The 21,752-nt window shown below is 56.3% G+C and carries 19 protein-coding genes and 3 tRNA genes (1 of these 22 cut by a window edge); 1 reads left to right on the forward strand and 21 read right to left on the reverse strand.

The window, feature by feature from the left end; translation table 11 throughout:
- The 21 genes from tuf (I6L48_RS02345) to I6L48_RS02445 form a co-directional block, all read right to left on the reverse strand.
- Positions 1 to 958: the 5' portion of an elongation factor Tu gene (tuf, locus tag I6L48_RS02345; RefSeq protein ID WP_005306325.1), read on the reverse strand. Its footprint begins 227 nt before the window's first position; the window shows 958 of its 1,185 coding nt (coding positions 1–958); the start codon lies at positions 956 to 958; its stop codon lies beyond the left edge, outside the window.
- Positions 959 to 1,012: 54 nt separating this feature from the next.
- The gene (gene fusA / locus I6L48_RS02350; RefSeq protein ID WP_010675948.1) at positions 1,013 to 3,118 is read right to left on the reverse strand and encodes an elongation factor G; all 2,106 of its coding nucleotides are present in this window, start codon (positions 3,116 to 3,118) and stop codon (positions 1,013 to 1,015) included.
- Positions 3,119 to 3,193: 75 nt separating this feature from the next.
- Positions 3,194 to 3,664, reverse strand: a complete 471-nt coding sequence (gene rpsG / locus I6L48_RS02355; RefSeq protein ID WP_010675949.1) for a 30S ribosomal protein S7 — start codon at positions 3,662 to 3,664, stop codon at positions 3,194 to 3,196.
- A gap of 93 nt (positions 3,665 to 3,757) precedes the next feature.
- Positions 3,758 to 4,132: a 30S ribosomal protein S12 gene (gene rpsL / locus I6L48_RS02360; RefSeq protein WP_005306278.1), complete on the reverse strand. Its 375-nt coding sequence runs from the start codon at positions 4,130 to 4,132 to the stop codon at positions 3,758 to 3,760.
- A 181-nt stretch (positions 4,133 to 4,313) separates the two neighbouring features.
- Positions 4,314 to 4,592 carry a sulfurtransferase complex subunit TusB gene (tusB, locus tag I6L48_RS02365; RefSeq protein ID WP_128273695.1) on the reverse strand — a complete coding sequence of 93 codons (279 nt, stop codon included), beginning with the start codon at positions 4,590 to 4,592 and terminating at the stop codon, positions 4,314 to 4,316.
- Positions 4,593 to 4,599: 7 nt separating this feature from the next.
- Positions 4,600 to 4,956 carry a sulfurtransferase complex subunit TusC gene (gene tusC, locus I6L48_RS02370; protein ID WP_029314860.1) on the reverse strand — a complete coding sequence of 119 codons (357 nt, stop codon included), beginning with the start codon at positions 4,954 to 4,956 and terminating at the stop codon, positions 4,600 to 4,602.
- A 9-nt stretch (positions 4,957 to 4,965) separates the two neighbouring features.
- The gene (tusD, locus tag I6L48_RS02375; protein ID WP_010675952.1) at positions 4,966 to 5,358 is read right to left on the reverse strand and encodes a sulfurtransferase complex subunit TusD; all 393 of its coding nucleotides are present in this window, start codon (positions 5,356 to 5,358) and stop codon (positions 4,966 to 4,968) included.
- An 86-nt stretch (positions 5,359 to 5,444) separates the two neighbouring features.
- On the reverse strand, positions 5,445 to 5,825 hold the full coding sequence (locus tag I6L48_RS02380; protein ID WP_010675953.1) for a RidA family protein: 381 nt from the start codon (positions 5,823 to 5,825) through the stop codon (positions 5,445 to 5,447).
- Positions 5,826 to 5,851: 26 nt separating this feature from the next.
- Positions 5,852 to 6,568 (reverse strand): transcriptional regulator, encoded by a 717-nt coding sequence (locus I6L48_RS02385; RefSeq protein WP_010675954.1) that lies wholly within the window; start codon positions 6,566 to 6,568, stop codon positions 5,852 to 5,854.
- Positions 6,569 to 6,765: 197 nt separating this feature from the next.
- Positions 6,766 to 11,070, reverse strand: a complete 4,305-nt coding sequence (rpoC, locus tag I6L48_RS02390; protein WP_010675955.1) for a DNA-directed RNA polymerase subunit beta' — start codon at positions 11,068 to 11,070, stop codon at positions 6,766 to 6,768.
- A 91-nt stretch (positions 11,071 to 11,161) separates the two neighbouring features.
- Complete coding sequence (gene rpoB, locus I6L48_RS02395) at positions 11,162 to 15,190, reverse strand: DNA-directed RNA polymerase subunit beta (protein WP_010675956.1); 4,029 nt, start codon at positions 15,188 to 15,190, stop codon at positions 11,162 to 11,164.
- Between the two features lie 223 nt (positions 15,191 to 15,413).
- Positions 15,414 to 15,779, reverse strand: coding sequence for a 50S ribosomal protein L7/L12 (gene rplL / locus I6L48_RS02400; protein ID WP_010675957.1), 366 nt, complete (start codon positions 15,777 to 15,779; stop codon positions 15,414 to 15,416).
- A gap of 51 nt (positions 15,780 to 15,830) precedes the next feature.
- A complete protein-coding gene (gene rplJ, locus I6L48_RS02405; RefSeq protein WP_042016252.1) occupies positions 15,831 to 16,331 on the reverse strand; it encodes a 50S ribosomal protein L10 in 501 nt (166 codons plus the stop codon).
- A 256-nt stretch (positions 16,332 to 16,587) separates the two neighbouring features.
- Complete coding sequence (gene rplA, locus I6L48_RS02410; protein ID WP_010675958.1) at positions 16,588 to 17,289, reverse strand: 50S ribosomal protein L1; 702 nt, start codon at positions 17,287 to 17,289, stop codon at positions 16,588 to 16,590.
- 4 nt (positions 17,290 to 17,293) lie between these two features.
- Positions 17,294 to 17,722 carry a 50S ribosomal protein L11 gene (gene rplK, locus I6L48_RS02415; protein WP_005306313.1) on the reverse strand — a complete coding sequence of 143 codons (429 nt, stop codon included), beginning with the start codon at positions 17,720 to 17,722 and terminating at the stop codon, positions 17,294 to 17,296.
- Between the two features lie 134 nt (positions 17,723 to 17,856).
- Entirely contained in the window at positions 17,857 to 18,408 is a 552-nt protein-coding gene (nusG, locus tag I6L48_RS02420) for a transcription termination/antitermination protein NusG (protein ID WP_010675959.1), read from the reverse strand.
- 9 nt (positions 18,409 to 18,417) lie between these two features.
- Positions 18,418 to 18,789: a preprotein translocase subunit SecE gene (secE, locus tag I6L48_RS02425; protein ID WP_010675960.1), complete on the reverse strand. Its 372-nt coding sequence runs from the start codon at positions 18,787 to 18,789 to the stop codon at positions 18,418 to 18,420.
- Positions 18,790 to 18,849: 60 nt separating this feature from the next.
- A tRNA-Trp gene (locus I6L48_RS02430) sits at positions 18,850 to 18,926 on the reverse strand.
- 52 nt (positions 18,927 to 18,978) lie between these two features.
- The gene (tuf, locus tag I6L48_RS02435) at positions 18,979 to 20,163 is read right to left on the reverse strand and encodes an elongation factor Tu (RefSeq protein WP_005306325.1); all 1,185 of its coding nucleotides are present in this window, start codon (positions 20,161 to 20,163) and stop codon (positions 18,979 to 18,981) included.
- A gap of 172 nt (positions 20,164 to 20,335) precedes the next feature.
- Positions 20,336 to 20,410, reverse strand: a tRNA-Gly gene (locus I6L48_RS02440).
- A 38-nt stretch (positions 20,411 to 20,448) separates the two neighbouring features.
- Positions 20,449 to 20,533 (reverse strand) — tRNA-Tyr (locus I6L48_RS02445).
- A gap of 263 nt (positions 20,534 to 20,796) precedes the next feature.
- On the opposite strand from I6L48_RS02445, the gene coaA reads away from it, so the two are divergent.
- The gene (gene coaA, locus I6L48_RS02450) at positions 20,797 to 21,735 is read left to right on the forward strand and encodes a type I pantothenate kinase (RefSeq protein WP_216987746.1); all 939 of its coding nucleotides are present in this window, start codon (positions 20,797 to 20,799) and stop codon (positions 21,733 to 21,735) included.
- The last annotated feature ends 17 nt before the right edge of the window (positions 21,736 to 21,752 follow it).

Raw genomic sequence — 21,752 nt, forward strand, 5'->3', positions numbered from 1 at the left:
GACGACCACCTTCTTCCTTGGACAGCACGTACACTTCGGATTCGAACTTGGTGTGCGGCTTGATGGTGCCCGGCTTGGCCAGTACCTGACCACGCTCTACGTCTTCACGCTTCACGCCACGCAGCAGGGCGCCAACGTTCTCACCTGCACGACCTTCGTCCAGCAGTTTGCGGAACATTTCAACGCCGGTACAGGTGGTCTTGGTGGTATCTTTGATACCAACGATTTCCACTTCTTCACCAACCTTGACGATACCGCGCTCTACACGACCGGTTACTACGGTACCACGGCCTGCGATGGAGAAGACGTCTTCGATAGGCATCAGGAACGGCTGGTCAATGGCACGCTCCGGCTCCGGAATGTAGGTGTCCAGGTGGCCAGCCAGTTCCAGGATCTTCTCTTCCCACTGAGCTTCGCCTTCCAGCGCTTTCAGTGCGGAACCACGGACTACCGGCAGGTCATCACCCGGGAAGTCGTACTCGGACAGCAGTTCGCGAACTTCCATCTCGACCAGTTCCAGCAGCTCTTCGTCATCTACCATGTCGCACTTGTTCATGAACACGATGATGTACGGAACGCCTACCTGACGACCCAGCAGGATGTGCTCACGAGTCTGCGGCATCGGGCCGTCAGTCGCTGCTACTACCAGGATTGCGCCGTCCATCTGGGCAGCACCGGTGATCATGTTTTTAACGTAGTCGGCGTGACCCGGGCAATCTACGTGAGCGTAGTGGCGGGTAGCAGTGTCGTATTCTACGTGGGAGGTGTTGATGGTGATACCACGCTCACGCTCTTCCGGTGCCTTGTCGATCTGGTCGAAGGCGAAAGCTTTACCACCGAAGTGCTTGGCCAGCACGTTGGTGATGGCGGCGGTCAGGGTGGTTTTACCGTGGTCAACGTGGCCGATGGTGCCGACGTTTACGTGCGGTTTATTACGCTCAAATTTTTCTTTAGACACGACGTAGTCCTTCTAGGTTAAACCCGCCTACCGTCGTAGGCGGGGAATCTTAAATTACTTGGATTTGCGCTCTTCGATCACGGCCTGGGCGACGTTGGTCGGGGCATCGTGATACTTGGCGAATTCCATGGCGTAGGAAGCACGACCCTGGGTAGCAGAACGCAGGGAGGTGGCGTAACCGAACATTTCGGCCAGCGGCACCAGCGCACGTACGATCTTGCCGGACGGGCCATCTTCCATGCCTTCGATCAGGCCGCGACGACGGTTCAGGTCACCGATCACGTCGCCCATGTAGTCTTCCGGAGTCTCGACTTCGACCTTCATGATCGGTTCGAGCAGTACCGGGTTGGCCTTCATGAAGCCAGCCTTGAACGCCAGAGAAGCAGCGATCTTGAACGCCAGTTCGGAAGAGTCGACATCGTGGTAGGAACCGAAGTGCAGACGCACACCCAGATCCATTACCGGATAGCCTGCCAGCGGGCCGGACTTCAGCTGCTCGCGGATACCCTTGTCAACACCCGGGATGAATTCGCCCGGAATCACGCCACCCTTGATGTCGTTGACGAATTCGTAGGCTTTGCCTTCTTCCAGCGGGTACATGTCGATAACGACGTGACCGTACTGACCACGACCACCGGACTGCTTGGCATGCTTGCCTTCGATGTCCTTGACGGTGTTGCGGATGGTTTCACGGTAGGCAACCTGCGGCTTACCTACGTTGGCTTCTACCTTGAACTCGCGACGCATACGGTCAACGATGATGTCCAGGTGCAGCTCACCCATACCGGCGATGATGGTTTGACCAGATTCTTCGTCGGTCCATACGCGGAAGGACGGATCTTCCTGAGCCAGACGGCCCAGAGCCAGACCCATCTTCTCCTGGTCAGCCTTGGATTTCGGCTCAACGGCGATGGAGATTACCGGCTCCGGGAATTCCATACGCTCCAGGATGATCGGTGCGCTTTCGTCACACAGGGTATCACCGGTGGTGACGTCCTTCAGGCCGATGGCAGCAGCGATGTCGCCTGCGCGAACTTCTTTGATCTCTTCACGCTTGTTGGCATGCATCTGAACGATACGGCCGAAACGCTCGCGCTTCTCTTTAACGGAGTTCAGCACGGAGTCACCGGAGTTGACCACACCGGAGTAAACACGGAAGAAGGTCAGGTTGCCCACGAACGGGTCGGTAGCAATCTTGAATGCCAGAGCAGAGAACGGCTCGTCATCGGAAGCGTGACGCTCGTCCTTGGTCTCGCCATCCAGCTTCAGACCGTCGATAGCAGCAACGTCGGTCGGAGCCGGCAGGTACTCGACCACGGCATCCAGCATGGCCTGTACGCCCTTGTTCTTGAACGCGGAGCCACAGGTAACCAGGATGATTTCGTTGTTCAGAACACGCTGACGCAGAGCTTTCTTGATCTCTTCTTCAGTCAGTTCTTCACCACCCAGGTATTTTTCCATCAGGTCTTCAGACGCTTCAGCAGCGGCTTCAACCAGGTTCATGCGCATTTCTTGCGCCTGTTCCAGCAACTCAGCCGGGACGTCTTCGTAGTCGAAGGATACGCCCTGGTCAGCTTCGCTCCAGTTGATGGCTTTCATCTTGACCAGGTCGATAACGCCCTTGAAGTTCTCTTCGGAACCGATGTTCAGTTGCAGAGGAACCGGGTTACCTTTCAGACGGGTCTTGATGTGCTCAACGCAGCGCAGGAAGTTGGCACCGGTACGGTCCATCTTGTTGACGAACGCGATACGGGGAACCTTGTACTTGTTAGCCTGACGCCATACGGTTTCAGACTGGGGCTGTACGCCACCTACGGCACAGTACACCATCACGGCGCCATCCAGAACACGCATGGAACGCTCTACTTCGATAGTAAAGTCAACGTGGCCCGGGGTATCGATGATGTTGATACGGTGCGGTTGGAACTGTTTACCCATACCGGACCAGAAAGCGGTGGTCGCGGCGGAGGTGATGGTGATACCACGCTCTTGTTCCTGTTCCATCCAGTCCATGGTGGCGGCGCCATCGTGAACTTCACCGATCTTGTGACTTACACCGGTGTAAAACAGAACGCGCTCGGTAGTAGTAGTCTTACCGGCGTCGATGTGAGCGGAGATACCGATATTACGATAACGCTCAATGGGGGTTGTACGAGCCATTGTCATCCTCTTACTAGGGCGCTTGTCCCCAGATAATTAAAGGTGCGCAGAGTCATAAGACCCTGCGCAAGCGGATTACCAGCGGAAGTGAGCGAAGGCCTTGTTCGCTTCAGCCATACGGTGAACGTCTTCACGTTTCTTGACAGACGAACCCTTATTGTCAGCGGCATCCAGCAGCTCGCCAGCCAAACGCTGAGCCATTGATTTTTCACCACGTTTACGAGCGGCATCAACCAACCAGCGCATTGCCAGAGCATTGCGACGTACCGGACGAACTTCTACCGGCACCTGATAGGTTGCACCACCGACGCGACGAGATTTAACCTCGACCGCCGGACGAATGTTGTCCAGAGCGACTTCGAACAGGGCCAGGTGCTCTTTGCCAGATTTGGTGGCAATGATGTCCAGGGCGCCATAAACGATGGCTTCTGCAACAGATTTCTTACCGTCAACCATTACTACGTTGACAAATTTAGCCAGCAGCTCAGATCCGAACTTGGGATCCGGCAGGATTTTACGCTGACCAACAACACGACGTCTTGGCATTTCAAATTCTCCGTAACTTCAGGGGTTACCCAAAACTAGAAAGTTATCTAACTAGAAACGAATTAACGTTTGGCCTTACTTAACGGAGAACCATTAAGCTTTCGGACGCTTCACGCCGTACTTGGAGCGAGCCTGCTTACGGTCTTTAACACCGGCACAGTCCAACGCACCACGAACGGTGTGATAACGAACACCTGGCAAGTCTTTTACACGACCGCCACGGATCAGAACAACAGAGTGCTCTTGCAGGTTGTGACCTTCACCACCGATGTAGGAGGTGACTTCGAAGCCGTTGGTCAGACGTACACGGCATACTTTACGCAGTGCAGAGTTAGGCTTCTTCGGGGTGGTGGTGTATACACGGGTGCATACGCCACGCTTCTGAGGGCACGCTTCCAGCGCCGGCACGTTGCTTTTCACAACGAGCTTGATGCGTGGCTTGCGAACCAACTGGTTAATAGTTGCCATCAAAAGGCTCCTGATAATGACTTCATAAACGTGTGAAAAATCCTCCCCGCAGATACGGGGACGCGAAATTTTATGCCCTGTTGTCTGGGGAGTCAAGATTTATACAATTTGCACACCGAAATGGCAAATGACAGTCGAATGACATTATGCTAAGCAACTGAGATAAAAAGGAAAACCAAGCCTAACCGCCCCAGGTCTGCGGTGATCCGTGCTCGGCGATCAACCTGATCAAACCCGGCATATCGAGTTCCATCCCGATCCCGGATGACAAGCCTCTCGCTTGCAGATCTTCCTTCATGACGTACAGGGGGACCTCTGCCAAGCGCTCGCACCACCCGGGGGCAGCCGCCGCCATCACGGCATCCTGCATCAACACCACCAGATCCCCTTCCATGCGGTAACGCAACGCCAACTCGAGATCCTGGCTCATGAAGGGAGAGTTCAATATCAGCTGTATCACGGGCACCTCAGAAGCAGATGTGGGTGGTGAAACCCGCCCAGCTACGGCGAATTTCCGCAGGAGAGAGCGGAATCACTGGGATTAGCAGATCCGCCGCCGTCAGTCCTCGCTCAGCCAGTGACACCGCACAGACATAGATCTCTTCGATGTCATACAGTTCCAGCATCTTGAAGGTCGGGGCGTAGTGACGCTGCAATATGGCGTGTGGTGATTGCTCCCTCACCAGTTGCATCACGCCATCCCCCACCAGAAAGAGTGCCAGGGACTCCGTCAATGCAGAGGTGGCCAGCAGAGCATCCAGCCCCTCCCGACCACTCGCCGAACCATGGGGACCACGCCGTGAGATAAACGCTATTCTGGTCATTTTGTCCCCCTAGAACTGAACGAAGCGATCAGCGGTCAGTGCGGCTTCCGCCAACTGACCGAGCCCGCTCAGGCAGAATGGCGCTTCCAGATTGAAATGCTCCCGTCCCATTCCCTTGGCCTCCTGCTCATCCAGCACGCCACGGCGCATGGCCGCAGCCACACACACATCGATGCGGATACCCTGCTGGATGGCCAACTCGCGCCACAATGCCACCAGGTCGGTCTCATCGCTGGCTGGCGCATGGAGGCCATTGGCATTGCACACCCCCTCCTGATAGAAGAAGAGGTGGGACAAGCGGTGTCCCTGCTCGACCAGACTCAGGGCAAAACGATAGGCCGTGCTGGCCGTCTGGGTGCCATAGGCGGGCCCGGTGACCAGCAGAGCAAAATTCAGACTCATGATCGCACTCCTGCACAGCGGTGTATCCATTCTACCTCACAGACGCAAAAGCCCCTCCTGGGAGGGGCTTTTCCAATGAAACAGGCTCAGACGTAAGCGATGGCTTCGACTTCGACCAGTACATCCTTGGGCAGACGAGCAACTTCCACGCAGGAACGTGCCGGGGCGGACTCGCCAAAGTAGCGGGCATACACCTGGTTGAAGGCCACAAAGTTGTTCATGTCACTCAGGAAGCAGGTGGTCTTCAGCACCTTGCTGGTATCGGCCCCTGCGGCTTTCAAGACGGCAACCAGATTCTTCATCACCTGCTCTGCCTGAGCCTCGATGCCACCGGCAACGATGTCCATGGTGGCCGGATCGAGCGGGATCTGCCCGGAGGTAAAGACCAGCTCACCCAGCTTGGTAGCCTGGACATAAGGGCCAATTGCGGCAGGCGCCTTGTCGGTTGCAATCACTTCTTTAGCCATTGTTATCTATCCCCCATCTATGGCGCTTACTCGCTCTCTTCTTCACCCTGCTTGCGCTGTCGGATGTAGAGATACACGGTATGTTTGGAAATATTCAGCTTGTCGGCGACCAGGTTGATCGAGTCCTTGATATCAAATATGCCCTTCTCGAACAACTGGGTCACGATAAAACGGTTCTTGGCATTGTTGGCCACGGAGGGATCACGATTGATCTCGTCGATGGTGTTGTCCACCGTCTGGGCAACCAGCTCTTCGACGCTGTTGGCGAAGGTCTCCGGTGATTGCCGCTCCACCTGCTGTGGCGTCGGGAAGAATTCGGCCACGAACTCGTGGAAAGGTGCATTGATGTGCAGGTTGATGCAGATAAGGCCGATCACCTGCTTGTCGCGGTTACGGATGGCGATGGTGCTCGACTTCATCAAGGCACCGGTCCGACTGCGGGCAAAATAACTCTGGGTGTGATCCTGACCCGTGCTCTCGATGTCCTTGAGCATCCTCAGGGCGAGATCGGTGATCGGCGCCCCCAGAGTTCGACCCGTATTGAAACCATTCGCGATTTGGATCACGGACTCATGCAGATTTTCCAGGGAGTGGAGCACCACCTCGCAGTGCTTGCCGAACAGATCGGCCAGGCCTTCGATAAGGCCCCCATATGAACGCAACAGCTCCCTGTCTTCGTCTGTAAAAGCGCGACCGCTCAGTTGCTCTTCGGGAAGCAGTACTTCCTCGATACCGACAGCCATGTTCTACCCCTGTAATACCCATTCAACTTTCCCGAGTTTTCAGTTGCGACGGGGCAATGTCAACTTTTTTTGATTTTTTGCTCTATAACCTTGCACTGGATCATCCCCCTGCCCCAGCCCAGTGCACGCTGGGCGCCGGATGGGAAATAAAAAAAGGGCCCCTAGAAGGGGCCCTTTTCGATCACTGCTGCGGAAGATTACTCTTCGTCAAAACTGCCGGCTGCGTTGAGCAGATCCGCCAGGTTTTGCTGAGCTTCATCGGCAGTCACCTGCGGCACACCGACAGCACGAGCTGCGGCGGCACGCTGGTTGATGCGGCTGTGGTGGTAGGCAAAGCCGGTACCAGCCGGGATCAGACGACCCACGATCACGTTCTCTTTCAGGCCGCGCAGTTCATCACGCTTGCCACCAACGGCTGCTTCGGTCAGCACGCGGGTGGTCTCCTGGAAGGAAGCCGCGGAGATGAAGGACTCGGTGCTCAGAGATGCCTTGGTAATACCCATCAGGATATGACGGTAGGTAGCCGGGGTCTTCCCTTCGGCAACCAGTTTACGGTTGGCGATCTTCACACGGGCCACTTCAACCTGTTCACCTTCGATCAGGTCGGTGTCGCCAGCGCTCAGGATCTCGCACTTGCGAAGCATCTGACGCACGATGACTTCGATGTGCTTGTCGTTGATCTTAACGCCTTGCAGACGGTAAACGTCCTGCACTTCGTTGGCGATGTAGTTGGCGACCGGGCTGATACCGCGCAGACGCAGGATGTCATGAGCAGACTCGGGACCGTCCGCCAGCACTTCACCCTTCTCAACTTTTTCACCTTCGAACACGTTGAGGTGACGCCATTTCGGAATCATCTCTTCATAAATCTCGCCACCATCGGTCGGGGTGATGACCAGACGACGTTTGCCCTTGGTCTCTTTCCCGAAGGAGATGGTACCGGAGATCTCGGCCAGGATGGCCGGCTCTTTCGGCTGACGTGCTTCGAACAGATCCGCAACGCGCGGCAGACCACCGGTGATGTCCTTGGTACCACTGGACTCTTGGGGGATACGCGCAACCGCGTCACCCACGCCCACGTTGGCACCATCTTCCAGGTTCACGATCGCCTTGCCCGGCAGGAAGTACTGGGCGGGAACGTCGGTGCCCGGGATCATCACATCCTTGCCATTCAGGTCGACCAGTTTCACGGTCGGACGCATCTCTTTACCGGCGCTCGGACGTTCGTTGACATCCAGCACGACGATGGAAGAGAGACCGGTCAGCTCGTCGGTCTGACGAGTGATGGTCACACCGTCGATCATGTGTTCGAAGTGCAGGCGACCCGCCACTTCGGTGATGATCGGGTGGGTGTGCGGGTCCCAGTTCGCGACGGTATCACCGGCGTTCACCGCTTCGCCATCCTTCACTTCCAGCACGGAACCGTAAGGCAGCTTGTGGCTTTCCTTGGTACGGCCCATCTCGTCCATGATGGTCAGCTCGGTAGAACGGGAGGTGATAACCAGCTTGTCAGAGTTGTTCAGAACGAACTTGGCGTTCTGCAACTTGATGCTACCGGTGTTCTTCACCTGGATGCTGCTCTCGGCAGCCGCTCGGGATGCGGCACCACCGATGTGGAAGGTACGCATCGTCAGCTGGGTGCCCGGTTCACCGATGGACTGAGCGGCGATAACACCGACAGCCTCACCCTTGTTAACCAGGTGACCACGGGCCAGATCACGGCCGTAGCAGTGAGCACAGTTACCGAAGTCGGTCTCACAGGTGATGGCAGAACGTACCTTCACGCGGTCGACGGAGTTGCGCTCCAGCAGGTCACACAGCTGCTCGTCGAGCAGGGTGTTGCGCGCTACCAGCACTTCATCCTCGGTACCCGGCTTGATCACGTCTTCGGCCACCACACGACCCAACACGCGCTCACGCAGCGGCTCGACCACGTCGCCACCCTCGATCAGCGGAGTCATCCACAGACCGTCGGTAGTGCCGCAATCGTCCTCGGTGATCACCATGTCCTGGGCCACGTCAACCAGACGACGGGTCAGGTAACCGGAGTTCGCTGTCTTCAGTGCGGTATCCGCCAGACCTTTACGAGCACCGTGAGTGGAGATGAAGTACTGCAGTACGTTCAGACCTTCACGGAAGTTCGCCACGATCGGCGTTTCGATGATGGAGCCATCCGGCTTCGCCATCAGGCCACGCATACCGGCCAGCTGACGGATCTGGGCGGCGGAGCCCCGCGCACCAGAGTCGGCCATCATGAAGATGCTGTTGAAGGAGGCTTGCTCTTCCTCATCGCCCAGGGAGTTGACGTTACGCTCCTTGGAAAGGTTGTCCATCATGGCCTTGGAGACGCGATCGTTCGCGCTGGCCCAGATATCGATAACCTTGTTGTAACGTTCGCCCGCGGTTACCAGACCGGACAGGAACTGGTCCTGGATCTCGGCAACTTCGGCTTCTGCAGCAGCGATGATGTCTTTCTTGGCATCCGGGATGACCATGTCATCGATACCAACAGAGGCACCGGACAGGGCCGCGTAGTGGAAACCGGTATACATCAGCTGGTCAGCGAAGATGACGGTATCCTTCAGGCCCTGCTTGCGATAGCAGGTGTTCAGCAGACGGGAGATGAGCTTTTTGCCCAGCGCCTTGTTGGAGACGCACTTGATCCAGTTCTGCGGGTTGGCGTCCAGGTCAGCCTGCTCTGCAGCAGTCAGTACCTTGGGCTCGTCAATCAGCGCGTACTCCATGCCTTTGGGCAGGATCAGGCTCAGGATCGCACGACCAACGGTGGTGTTCTTCATCTCGGTCTTGGCAACCAGCTCACCGGCTTCGTTCTTCACGTACTCGGTGATGCGGCACTTGACGCGAGCATGCAGGTCGGCCAGACCGGCACGGTAGACCTTCTCGGCCTCTTTAGGACCGGACAGCACCATACCTTCGCCTTTGGCGTTGATACGGGCACGGGTCATGTAGTACAGACCCAAAACCACGTCCTGAGAAGGAACGATGATCGGCTCACCGGAGGCAGGCGACAGGATGTTGTTGGTGGACATCATCAGGGCGCGCGCTTCCAGCTGGGCTTCCAGGGTCAGCGGTACGTGGACCGCCATCTGGTCACCGTCGAAGTCCGCGTTATAGGCGGCACAGACGAGCGGGTGCAGCTGGATGGCCTTCCCTTCGATCAGGGTCGGTTCAAACGCCTGGATACCCAGACGGTGCAGGGTCGGTGCACGGTTCAGCAGAACCGGGTGTTCGCGGATCACTTCGTCCAGGATGTCCCAGACGACGGCTTCTTCGCGCTCCACCATCTTCTTGGCGGCCTTGATCGTGGTCGCCAGACCGCGGGATTCCAGCTTGCCGTAGATGAAGGGCTTGAACAGCTCAAGTGCCATCTTCTTCGGCAGACCGCACTGATGCAGACGCAGGGTCGGACCTACGGTGATAACGGAACGACCAGAGTAGTCGACACGCTTACCCAGCAGGTTCTGACGGAAACGACCTTGCTTACCCTTGATCATGTCGGCCAGGGATTTCAGCGGGCGCTTGTTGGAACCGGTGATGGCACGACCACGACGGCCGTTGTCCAGCAGGGCATCCACGGACTCTTGCAGCATGCGCTTTTCGTTGCGCACGATGATGTCCGGCGCAGCCAGATCCAGCAGACGCTTCAAGCGGTTGTTACGGTTGATCACGCGACGGTACAGATCGTTCAGATCGGAGGTCGCGAAACGACCGCCGTCCAGCGGTACCAGCGGACGCAGGTCCGGCGGCAGCACGGGCAGCACTGTCATGATCATCCACTCCGGCTTGTTGCCGGATTGCAGGAAGGCTTCCATCAGCTTCAGACGCTTGGTGGTCTTCTTGCGCTTGGTCTCGGAGTTGGTCTGATCCAGCTCCTCACGCATGGCTTTGACTTCGCCTTCCAGATCGATGGCGCGCAGCAGAGCCAGAATGGCCTCGGCACCCATCTTGGCGTCGAATTCGTCGCCCCACTCTTCCAGTGCGTCCAGATAGTTCTCTTCGGAGAGCATCTGGCTGCGCTCGAGGTTGGTCATGCCGGGTTCGATCACTACATAGGATTCGAAATACAGCACGCGCTCGATGTCACGCAGGGTCATGTCCAGCAGCAGACCGATACGGGACGGCAGGGACTTCAGGAACCAGATGTGGGCAGTCGGGCTGGCCAGCTCGATGTGGCCCATGCGCTCACGACGGACCTTGGTCTGGGTCACTTCTACACCGCACTTCTCGCAGATCACACCACGGTGTTTCAGGCGCTTGTACTTGCCGCACAGACACTCGTAGTCCTTCACCGGTCCGAAGATACGGGCGCAGAACAGACCATCACGCTCCGGCTTGAAAGTCCGGTAGTTGATGGTCTCAGGCTTTTTGACCTCACCGAATGACCAGGAGCGGATCATGTCAGGAGAGGCCAGACCGATCTTGATACTGTCAAACTCTTCGGTCTTGGTCTGAGCCTTCAAAAACTTGAGTAAGTCTTTCACGTGTTTCCCCTGTCAGGAGTCTAACCTCGGCGCCCCAGCTGCCGAAACAGCGGGGCGCCCACGTCAATTCTCGAACAATAAGAGCGAGCTCTTACTCTTCGTCCAGCTCGATGTTGATACCCAGAGAGCGGATTTCCTTCAGCAATACGTTGAAGGATTCGGGCATGCCCGGCTCCATACGGTGGTCGCCATCCACGATGTTCTTGTACATCTTGGTACGGCCGTTCACATCGTCAGACTTGACGGTCAGCATTTCCTGCAGGGTATATGCCGCACCGTAAGCCTCCAGGGCCCACACTTCCATCTCACCGAACCGCTGACCACCGAACTGCGCCTTACCACCCAGCGGCTGCTGGGTAACCAGGCTGTAGGAACCGGTAGAACGCGCGTGCATCTTGTCGTCTACCAGGTGGTTCAGCTTCAGCATGTACATGTAACCCACGGTGACCTTGCGCTCGAAGGCGTTACCGGTACGACCGTCGAACAGGGAGATCTGACCGGATTCCGGCAGATCGGCCAGCTTCAGCAAGGCTTTGATTTCGCGCTCTTTGGCACCATCAAAGACAGGTGTAGCCACCGGCAGACCCTTACGCAGGTTACCCACCAGGGTACGCACGTCGTCGTCAGACAGTTCAGCAATGTTCACTTGCTGGGAGTCCTTCTCGCCCAGGTCATAGACCTGTTGCAGGAACTCGCGCATCTCGTGCAGCTCGCGCTGTTCTTTGATCATGCGGTCGATCTTCTCGCCGATGCCCTTGGCCGCGAGGCCCAGGTGCACTTCGAGGATCTGACCGATGTTCATACGAGACGGTACACCCAGCGGGTTCAGTACGATGTCGACCGGACGGCCGTACTCGTCATGGGGCATATCCTCGACCGGACAGATCTTGGAGATAACACCCTTGTTACCGTGACGGCCCGCCATCTTGTCACCCGGCTGGATGCGACGCTTGACGGCCAGATAGACCTTGACGATCTTCAGTACGCCCGGCGCCAGGTCATCGCCCTGGATGATCTTGCGACGCTTGTTCTCGAATTTCTTGTCGAACTCGGCCTTCAGCTCAACGTGCTGTTCAGCGATCTGCTCCAGCTCGATTTGCTTGGCTTCATCTTCGATGGCCAGCTCAAACCACTTGGAACGATCGAGCTTGTTCAGACGATCTTCGCTGTAACCGGCGGCCAGCAGCAGGTTGCGGGAACGGCCGAAAATGCCGTCTTCCAGGATCTTGAACTCTTCGGTCAAGTCCTTCTTCGCTTCCTTCAACTGCATCTCTTCGATTTCTTTGGCGCGCTTGTCTTTTTCCACGCCATCGCGGGTAAAGACCTGCACGTCAACCACGGTACCGTACACACCGTTCGGCACTCGCAGGGAAGAGTCCTTCACGTCGGACGCCTTCTCACCAAAGATGGCGCGCAGCAGCTTCTCTTCCGGGGTCAGCTGGGTTTCACCTTTCGGAGTCACCTTGCCGACCAGAATGTCGCCGCCCTTCACTTCGGCACCCACGTAGACGATACCGGACTCGTCCAGCTTGGACAGAGCGGCTTCACCCACGTTCGGGATGTCAGCAGTGATCTCTTCCGGACCCAGCTTGGTGTCACGGGAGATACAGGCCAGTTCCTGGATGTGAATGGTGGTCAGGCGATCTTCCTGAACAACACGCTCGTTCACCAGGATCGAGTCTTCGAAGTTGTAACCGTTCCACGGCATGAACGCGACGCGCAGGTTCTGACCCAGCGCCAGTTCACCGAGATCGGTGGACGGGCCGTCAGCCAGTACGTCGCCAGCCATCACCGGCTCACCCAACATCACGCACGGACGCTGGTTGATACAGGTGTTCTGGTTGGAACGGGTGTATTTGGTCAGGCTGTAGATGTCGATGCCGGCTTCGCCAGGCAGCAGCTCATCTTCGTTGACCTTGATAACGATACGGGAGGCATCGACATAGTCGATCATGCCGCCACGCTTGGCCACTACGGTCACACCGGAGTCAACGGCCACTGCGCGTTCCATACCGGTACCAACCAGCGGCTTGTCGGCGCGCAGGGTCGGTACAGCCTGACGTTGCATGTTTGAACCCATCAATGCGCGGTTCGCGTCATCGTGTTCCAGGAACGGGATCAGGGCCGCTGCCACAGAGACGATCTGTTGCGGGCTCACGTCCATGTACTGGATCTGGTCGGCGTTCATAAAGGTGGATTCACCTTTGTGACGGCACGGGATCAATTCATCTTTCAGACGGCCATCTTCGGTGGTCGCGGCGTTGGCCTGTGCGATCACGTACTTGCCTTCTTCAATCGCAGACAGGTAATCCACTTCGTCGGTGATCACACCGTCGATCACCTTGCGGTACGGGGTTTCGAGGAAACCGTACTCATTGGTGCGGGAATACACGGACAGCGAGTTGATCAGACCGATGTTCGGACCTTCCGGCGTTTCGATGGGGCACAGACGACCGTAGTGGGTCGGGTGTACGTCTCGAACTTCGAAACCGGCACGCTCACGGGTCAGACCGCCCGGGCCCAGCGCGGAGATACGGCGCTTGTGGGTCACTTCGGACAGCGGGTTGTTCTGGTCCATGAACTGGGACAGCTGGCTGGAACCGAAGAACTCTTTGACCGCGGCGGAGATCGGTTTGGCGTTGATCAGATCCTGCGGCATCAGGGTGTCCAGATCGCCCAGAGACAGGCGCTCCTTCACCGCACGCTCGACACGGACCAGACCGACACGGAACTGGTTCTCGGCCATTTCACCGACGGAACGAATACGACGGTTACCAAGGTGGTCGATATCGTCCACTTCGTCGTTACCGTTACGGATGTCGATCAGGCGCTTCATGACCTCGACGATATCGTCCTTGGTCAGCACGCCAACGCCAGTCTCGTCTTCACGACCCAAACGGCGGTTGAACTTCATCCGACCTACGGTAGAAAGGTCGTAACGCTCGGAAGAGAAGAACAGGTTCTCGAACAGCTGCTCGGCCGCTTCGCGAGTGGGCGGCTCGCCCGGACGCATCATGCGATAGATCTCGACCAGGGCTTCCAGGCGGCTGGAGCTGGAGTCGATACGCAGGGTCTCGGACATGTAGGCACCGTGATCCAGTTCGTTGGTGAACAGAACCTCGAAGTGCTTGAAGCCGGCTTGGGACAGGTTGGCAACCGCTTCCAGGCTCAGCGCCTGGTTGGCAGTGACAACCATTTCACCAGTCTGCGGGTGCGCGTAGTTCTTGGCTGCAACTTTGCCAACAACATACTCTACCGGCACCTCGATCTGGGTGATGCCGTCTTTTTCCAGCTGACGGATGTGACGGGCAGTGACACGACGACCGGTTTCAACCACCACGGCGCCATTGGCAATGATGTCGAAGGTCGCGGTCTCGCCACGCAGGCGCTCGGGCACCAGATCCATCATCAACTTGCCATCCTTGACTTCGAAACCGATGGTCTCGAAGAAGGTGGCCAGGATTTCTTCGGAACTGAAGTCCAGGGCGCGCAGAATAATGGAGGCTGGCAGTTTACGACGACGGTCGATACGGACAAACAGGTTGTCTTTCGCATCGAACTCGAAGTCCAGCCAGGAGCCACGGTAGGGGATAACGCGAGCGTTATAAAGCACCTTACCGGATGAATGTGTTTTGCCTTTATCGTGGTCGAAGAAGACGCCCGGGCTGCGGTGCAGCTGGGAGACGATGACCCGCTCGGTACCATTGATGACAAAGGTGCCGTTTTCGGTCATGAGCGGGATTTCGCCCATGTAAACTTCTTGTTCCTTGATGTCTTTGACGGTGCCGGCAGCTGCTTCACGGTCGTACAGAACCATACGAAGCTTGACACGCAGCGGCGCGGAGTAGGTCACTCCACGGATCTGGCATTCTTTTACGTCAAATACCGGCTCACCCAGGCGATAGCTGACATACTGAAGCTCAGCACTACCGGAGTAACTGGTGATCGGGAAAACGCTACGGAAGGCGGCTTCTAGGCCGTACTCACCTTCCGGGTCAGCCTCGATGAACTGCTTGAAGGAGTCCAGCTGAATGGACAACAGATAAGGCGTGTCCAGTACCTGGTCTCGCTTACCGAAGTCCTTACGTATGCGTTTTTTTTCGGTATAAGAGTAAACCATAGGGTTCCTCAGCTCGCTGATAAGTGACCCACTCTGTCCCCACGGGACAGCTCTGTCTCAACACCGTTTTGTGTTGGCCCGGACGATGAGGCGGTCCGGATTGCTGGTGCACCGAGAGTCGTGAACGGTGTGAAATACTCTCAGTCTACAGCGCAAAAAGGCTGGTGAATAAAGATTCACCAGCCTTAGCCTGTTTTATCAGGCTAATCTACATAAATGCAGATTATTTGATCTCAACAGAAGCACCGGCAGCTTCCAGCTCTTTCTTCAGAGCTTCAGCTTCGTCCTTGGACACGGCTTCTTTCAGATTGGTCGGAGCAGCTTCTACCAGGTCCTTGGCTTCTTTCAGGCCCAGACCGGTAGCGCCACGAACGGCCTTGATGACGGCAACTTTGTTGGCGCCAGCAGCAGTCAGAACTACGTCGAACTCGGTCTTCTCTTCTACTGCTTCAGCAGCAGCCGGGCCGGCCATGACGGCAGCAGCGGCAGAAACACCGAACTTCTCTTCCATAGCTTCGATCAGCTCAACAACTTCCATTACGGACATGGAAGCAACGGCTTCGATGATTTGGTCTTTAGTGATAGACATGACAAAAATTCCTGATGTTGAATAAACTCAAACAGCCTAGATAGGCGAGAATCAAGCAGCAGCTTGTTTCTGGTCGCGAACAGCAGCGATAGTACGAACCAGCTTGCCAGCAGAGGCTTCCTTCATGGTAGCCATCAACTTCGCAATTGCTTCTTCGTAAGTCGGCAGCGTGGCCAGACGATCAATTTGTGCTGCGGCGATAAACTCACCGTTAAAAGCGCCAGCCTTGATTTCGAACTTTTGGTTCGCTTTGGCAAACTCTTTGAACAGACGAGCGGCAGCGCCCGGGTGTTCGTTAGAGAAAGCAATCAAGGTAGGACCGGTAAATGCGTCGTTCAGGCACTCGTATTCGGTACCTTCTACCGCGCGACGCAGCAGGGTGTTACGCACAACGCGCATGTACACACCAGCTTCACGAGCGGTCTTACGCAGGACGGTCATCTTCTCTACAGTGACGCCGCGAGAATCGGCTACAACTGCAGAAAGAGCGCCTTTGGCAGCTTCGTTGACTTCAGCAACAATTGCCTTTTTGTCTTCGAGTCCCAATGCCATTGGCTTAACTCCTGGATTGAATCCGGGTCTGTTGACCCAGTACTGACACATCCCCCCTACCTTTACAACAGAGGGGAACGATGCGGTAGCAGGATTCCAGAAGAGAAAGAATCTTTCTCGCTGGGTTTCCGGCACCGTCTACGCAGGAATAATTAAGGCTTTGCGGCCTCCTGCGGTCTTGGACGGAGGTCGAAACCCCCAACCAATCAAGGCGCAAAATTATAGATTAAATTTTGCGCCTTGTAAAATCCATCAATTAGGCCTGAGCTTCCAGGGAAGCTTGGTCTACGGCAACACCGGCACCCATGGTGGTGGAGATGCTGACTTTCTTGATGAATACACCCTTGGCGGAGGACGGCTTGGCCTTCTTCAAGGCAACCAGCAGCGCTTCCAGGTTTTCTTTCAGCTGAACTTCGTTGAAAGAGACCTTGCCCAGAGTGGTATGAATGATACCGTTCTTGTCGTTACGGTAACGAACCTGACCAGCCTTGGCGTTCTTGACGGCTTCGGCTACGTTCGGAGTGACGGTACCCACTTTCGGGTTCGGCATCAGACCGCGCGGGCCCAGGATTTGACCCAGTTGACCAACAACACGCATGGCATCCGGGGATGCGATGACGACGTCGAAGTTCATCTCGCCTTTCTTGACCAGCTCGGCCAGGTCGTCCATACCAACCAGTTCAGCACCGGCAGCCTTGGCGGCTTCGGCATTGGCACCCTGAGTGAACACGGCGACACGGATGTCACGACCAGTACCGTGCGGCAGTACAGTTGCACCACGTACGTTCTGGTCGGATTTACGAGCATCGATACCCAGGTTAACGGCAACGTCAACGCTTTCAACGAACTTGGCGGTAGCCAGTTCTTTCAGCAGGGCAATGGCTTCGTTGATGGAGTACTCTTTGGTACCGTCAACTTTTTCGCGAATAACGCGCATACGCTTGGACAGTTTAGCCATTGTCTTACTCCTCCACTACCAGGCCCATGGAACGAGCGGAACCGGCGATGCAACGTACTTTTGCATCCAGATCGGCACCAGTCATATCCGGCTCTTTGGTCTTGGCGATTTCTTGCAGCTGAGCCACAGTCACCTTACCAACCTTGTCTTTGTTCGGCTTGGCGGAACCAGACTGGATACCAGCGGCTTTCTTCAGCAGGAAGGAAGCGGGCGGAGTCTTGGTTTCGAAGGTGAAGGAACGGTCGCTGTAAACGGTGATCACGACCGGAGTCGGAGAACCTTTTTCCAGCTTTTCTGTACGGGCGTTGAATGCCTTACAGAATTCCATGATGTTCACACCGTGCTGACCCAGAGCAGGACCAACGGGAGGGCTGGGGTTAGCACTGCCAGCCTTAACTTGCAGCTTGATATAAGCTGTGACTTTCTTAGCCATTACAAAAATACCTCAAAAATGGGTTCTAACGCCTCGGAGACATGCTCCTGCAAACGGCTCCCCAACAAATAAAGGGGCAGCGAATTATAGAGATAATCGCTGCCCCTGACAACCGTTAAACGTACAGAGATTAATCAGCCTTTTTCGACCTGACCAAAATCCAGTTCTACCGGCGTTGAGCGGCCGAAGATCAGTACGGAGACCTTCACGCGGCTCTTTTCGTAGTCCACCTCTTCAACGGTACCGTTGAAGTCGGCGAACGGACCATCGGCAACCCGGACCATCTCACCCGGTTCAAACAGGGTTTTCGGACGCGGCTTGTCGTGGGCATCTTGCAGACGATTGAGGATGGCATCCGCTTCCTTATCGGAGATAGGAGCAGGGCGATCGGAGGTACCGCCGATGAAACCCATTACACGTGGTACATTGCGTACCAAGTGCCATGTGGTTTCATCCATCACCATCTGGACCAGGACGTATCCCGGGAAAAATTTGCGCTCACTCTTGCGCTTCTGGCCAGCACGCATCTCGACCACTTCTTCGGTCGGGACCAGCACTTCACCAAACAGCTCTTCCATGCCATGCATCTTGATATGTTCACGCAGGGATTTGGCAACACGGCCTTCGTATCCGGAAAATGCCTGCACGACATACCATCTCATACGCTGTTCACGTTGTTCAGTCATGGCTTATCCTTACACACCGGTAATCAGGTTGACCAACCAGACCAAGGCGCCGTCCAACACGAACAGCAGCAGCCCCATCACGGCAGTCACCGCCAGCACAATCAGGGTTGTCTGAATGGCTTCCTGACGGGTCGGCCATACGACCTTGCGGACTTCCAGGCGAGACTCACGGGCAAACGCCAGTGTTGCCTTGCCCTTGGTGGTTTGCAGGGCCACTGCACCGGCAGCAGCGATGACAACGACCACACCCAGGGCGCGGACGGCAGCAATAACGTCGCTCAGCAGGTAATTGCCCACTACAGCGGCCGCTAGGATGATGAAAACCAGGCCCCAAAGCAGGGTATCCTTGCTTCCGCCCTGACCCTCAGAACTAACACTCATACAACCCACCTGTATCTGACGTAACCAAAGACACAAAAGCCCCGTACGAGACGAGGTATATGGCAGGGGCGGCAGGACTCGAACCCGCAACCATCGGTTTTGGAGACCGCTGTTCTACCAATTCGAACTACGCCCCTGCATAAGAAAGCCCCTATTATAGGGGCTTTGCTTTATTTATGTAAGCCAAGATTAAGCGATAACTTTGGCTACAACACCAGCACCTACGGTACGGCCACCTTCACGGATGGCGAAACGCAGGCCGTCGTCCATCGCGATCGGCGCAATCAGGGTAACAACCATCTTGATGTTGTCGCCCGGCATTACCATCTCTACGCCTTCCGGCAGTTCGATGGTACCGGTCACGTCGGTAGTACGGAAGTAGAACTGCGGACGGTAGCCCTTGAAGAACGGGGTGTGACGACCACCTTCTTCTTTGGACAGCACGTACACTTCGGATTCGAACTTGGTGTGCGGCTTGATGGTGCCCGGCTTGGCCAGTACCTGACCACGCTCTACGTCTTCACGCTTCACGCCACGCAGCAGGGCGCCAACGTTCTCACCTGCACGACCTTCGTCCAGCAGTTTGCGGAACATTTCAACGCCGGTACAGGTGGTCTTGGTGGTATCTTTGATACCAACGATTTCCACTTCTTCACCAACCTTGACGATACCGCGCTCTACACGACCGGTTACTACGGTACCACGGCCTGCGATGGAGAAGACGTCTTCGATAGGCATCAGGAACGGCTGGTCGATGGCACGCTCCGGCTCCGGAATGTAGGTGTCCAGGTGGCCAGCCAGTTCCAGGATCTTCTCTTCCCACTGAGCTTCGCCTTCCAGCGCTTTCAGTGCGGAACCACGGACTACCGGCAGGTCATCACCCGGGAAGTCGTACTCGGACAGCAGTTCGCGAACTTCCATCTCGACCAGTTCCAGCAGCTCTTCGTCATCTACCATGTCGCACTTGTTCATGAACACGATGATGTACGGAACGCCTACCTGACGACCCAGCAGGATGTGCTCACGAGTCTGCGGCATCGGGCCGTCAGTCGCTGCTACTACCAGGATTGCGCCGTCCATCTGGGCAGCACCGGTGATCATGTTTTTAACGTAGTCGGCGTGACCCGGGCAATCTACGTGGGCGTAGTGGCGGGTTGCAGTGTCGTATTCTACGTGGGAGGTGTTGATGGTGATACCACGCTCACGCTCTTCCGGTGCCTTGTCGATCTGGTCGAAGGCGAAAGCTTTACCACCGAAGTGCTTGGCCAGCACGTTGGTGATGGCGGCGGTCAGGGTGGTTTTACCGTGGTCAACGTGGCCGATGGTACCCACGTTAACGTGCGGTTTATTACGCTCAAATTTTTCTTTAGACATGATCGTCCCTCTAAACTAACGCTGAGTACGCGGTGGCAAGCTAACCACAGAACAGTTTATATGATGGATTTGAATCAAGGGGAGTAGAGAGGTTGGTGCTGACAGGCTGGTTCGATTGCCGAACTCACCCTAAGGTGTGGCTCTCAGAATTACCTGAGCCATATCAGCATCTTGGAGCGGGCAGCGGGAATCGAACCCGCATCATCAGCTTGGAAGGCTGAGGTAATAGCCATTATACGATGCCCGCATTTCTCTAACCCAAAGAACTCAAACCGCAGAGAAATATGGTGGAGGGAGAAGGATTCGAACCTTCGAAGGCAGAGCCGTCAGATTTACAGTCTGATCCCTTTGGCCGCTCGGGAACCCCTCCAGTTGCATAAATGCCACAACGGTAATTCTGCTTGCACCCGTTGTTTTTGTCGCATTTGCTGGGCAAATAGACGACAGACATCCAAGCGTCGCGCATTTTATGGTAAGGATTTTGGGGATGCAACCATTGCACCTTGCAAAATGTGCATTTATGCCGGGATCCAGGCAAAAAAACGCTCCTTCTCCGTCCCGACCGGACGCGTCCCTTGTCGCTCCCGATCCCTTGGTGTATGGTCGCCCTGCCCAAGAAACAGTGATGACACCATGACGACAGAGCATAACCCCTATTTGCAATTCACCCGCGAACAATGGGCGTTATTGCGCGATGCGGTCCCCCTGACCCTGACCGAGCACGATCTGCAGACCCTGCGCGGGATCAACGAGAAGGTGTCATTGCGGGAAGTGGAAGAGATCTATCTGCCCCTCTCCCGTCTCCTCAATCTCTACGTCAAGGCCAAGCAGCGCCGCAGCCGGGTGCTGGAGCAGTTTCTCGGTCAGTCCCGCGGCAAGGGCACCTATATCATCAGCATCGCCGGCAGCGTGGCGGGGGGAAAGAGCACCACGGCCCGTATCCTTCAGGCATTGCTGGAGCGCTGGCCGGAGCACCCCAGGGTGGAGCTGGTCACCACCGACGGCTTCCTGTTTCCCAACAAGGAGCTGGAAGCCCGTGGCCTGATGCGTCGCAAGGGGTTCCCCGAGTCTTATGACATCCGCCATCTGGTGGAGTTTGTCGCCAATATCCGCGCCGGCCACGAGAAGGTCGAGGCCCCCGTCTACTCCCACCTCATCTATGACATCCTGCCCGACGAGAAGAAGGTGGTGGAGCAGCCGGACATCCTGATCCTGGAAGGGCTCAATGTGCTGCAAAGCGGCATGGGCTATCCCCAGGACCCTCATCGCGTGTTCGTGTCGGACTTCGTCGACTTTTCCATCTATGTGGATGCCGATGCCGAGCTGCTGCGCACTTGGTACATCGATCGTTTTCTCAAATTCCGCAGCGGCGCCTTCTCGGATCCCGACTCCTATTTCCACCACTACGCCAAGCTGGCCGAGAGCGAGGCGACCGAGATCGCCAACAACATCTGGCAGGATATCAACTACCTGAATCTGCAAGAGAACATCTTGCCGACCCGGGAGCGGGCCAACCTCATCCTCACCAAGGGCAACGAGCACGCCATCGAGCAGATCAAGCTGCGCAAGTGACCACTGTCGCAGTGCAT

Source organism: Aeromonas sp. FDAARGOS 1418, assembly GCF_019048585.1.
Taxonomy (GTDB): domain Bacteria; phylum Pseudomonadota; class Gammaproteobacteria; order Enterobacterales; family Aeromonadaceae; genus Aeromonas; species Aeromonas caviae.

Excerpts from the sequence above, each read along its gene's own strand:
- fusA (WP_010675948.1), bottom strand. The coding sequence starts at position 3,118 with ATGGCTCGTACAACCCCCATTGAGCGTTATCGTAATATCGGTATCTCC.
- rpsG (WP_010675949.1), bottom strand. The coding sequence starts at position 3,664 with ATGCCAAGACGTCGTGTTGTTGGTCAGCGTAAAATCCTGCCGGATCCC.
- rpsL (WP_005306278.1), bottom strand. The coding sequence starts at position 4,132 with ATGGCAACTATTAACCAGTTGGTTCGCAAGCCACGCATCAAGCTCGTT.
- tusC (WP_029314860.1), bottom strand. The coding sequence starts at position 4,956 with ATGACCAGAATAGCGTTTATCTCACGGCGTGGTCCCCATGGTTCGGCG.
- tusD (WP_010675952.1), bottom strand. The coding sequence starts at position 5,358 with ATGAGTCTGAATTTTGCTCTGCTGGTCACCGGGCCCGCCTATGGCACC.
- I6L48_RS02380 (WP_010675953.1), bottom strand. The coding sequence starts at position 5,825 with ATGGCTAAAGAAGTGATTGCAACCGACAAGGCGCCTGCCGCAATTGGC.
- I6L48_RS02385 (WP_010675954.1), bottom strand. The coding sequence starts at position 6,568 with ATGGCTGTCGGTATCGAGGAAGTACTGCTTCCCGAAGAGCAACTGAGC.
- rpoB (WP_010675956.1), bottom strand. The coding sequence starts at position 15,190 with ATGGTTTACTCTTATACCGAAAAAAAACGCATACGTAAGGACTTCGGT.
- rplL (WP_010675957.1), bottom strand. The coding sequence starts at position 15,779 with ATGTCTATCACTAAAGACCAAATCATCGAAGCCGTTGCTTCCATGTCC.
- rplJ (WP_042016252.1), bottom strand. The coding sequence starts at position 16,331 with ATGGCATTGGGACTCGAAGACAAAAAGGCAATTGTTGCTGAAGTCAAC.
- rplA (WP_010675958.1), bottom strand. The coding sequence starts at position 17,289 with ATGGCTAAACTGTCCAAGCGTATGCGCGTTATTCGCGAAAAAGTTGAC.
- rplK (WP_005306313.1), bottom strand. The coding sequence starts at position 17,722 with ATGGCTAAGAAAGTCACAGCTTATATCAAGCTGCAAGTTAAGGCTGGC.
- nusG (WP_010675959.1), bottom strand. The coding sequence starts at position 18,408 with ATGACTGAACAACGTGAACAGCGTATGAGATGGTATGTCGTGCAGGCA.
- secE (WP_010675960.1), bottom strand. The coding sequence starts at position 18,789 with ATGAGTGTTAGTTCTGAGGGTCAGGGCGGAAGCAAGGATACCCTGCTT.
- tuf (WP_005306325.1), bottom strand. The coding sequence starts at position 20,163 with ATGTCTAAAGAAAAATTTGAGCGTAATAAACCGCACGTTAACGTGGGT.
- coaA (WP_216987746.1), top strand. The coding sequence starts at position 20,797 with ATGACGACAGAGCATAACCCCTATTTGCAATTCACCCGCGAACAATGG.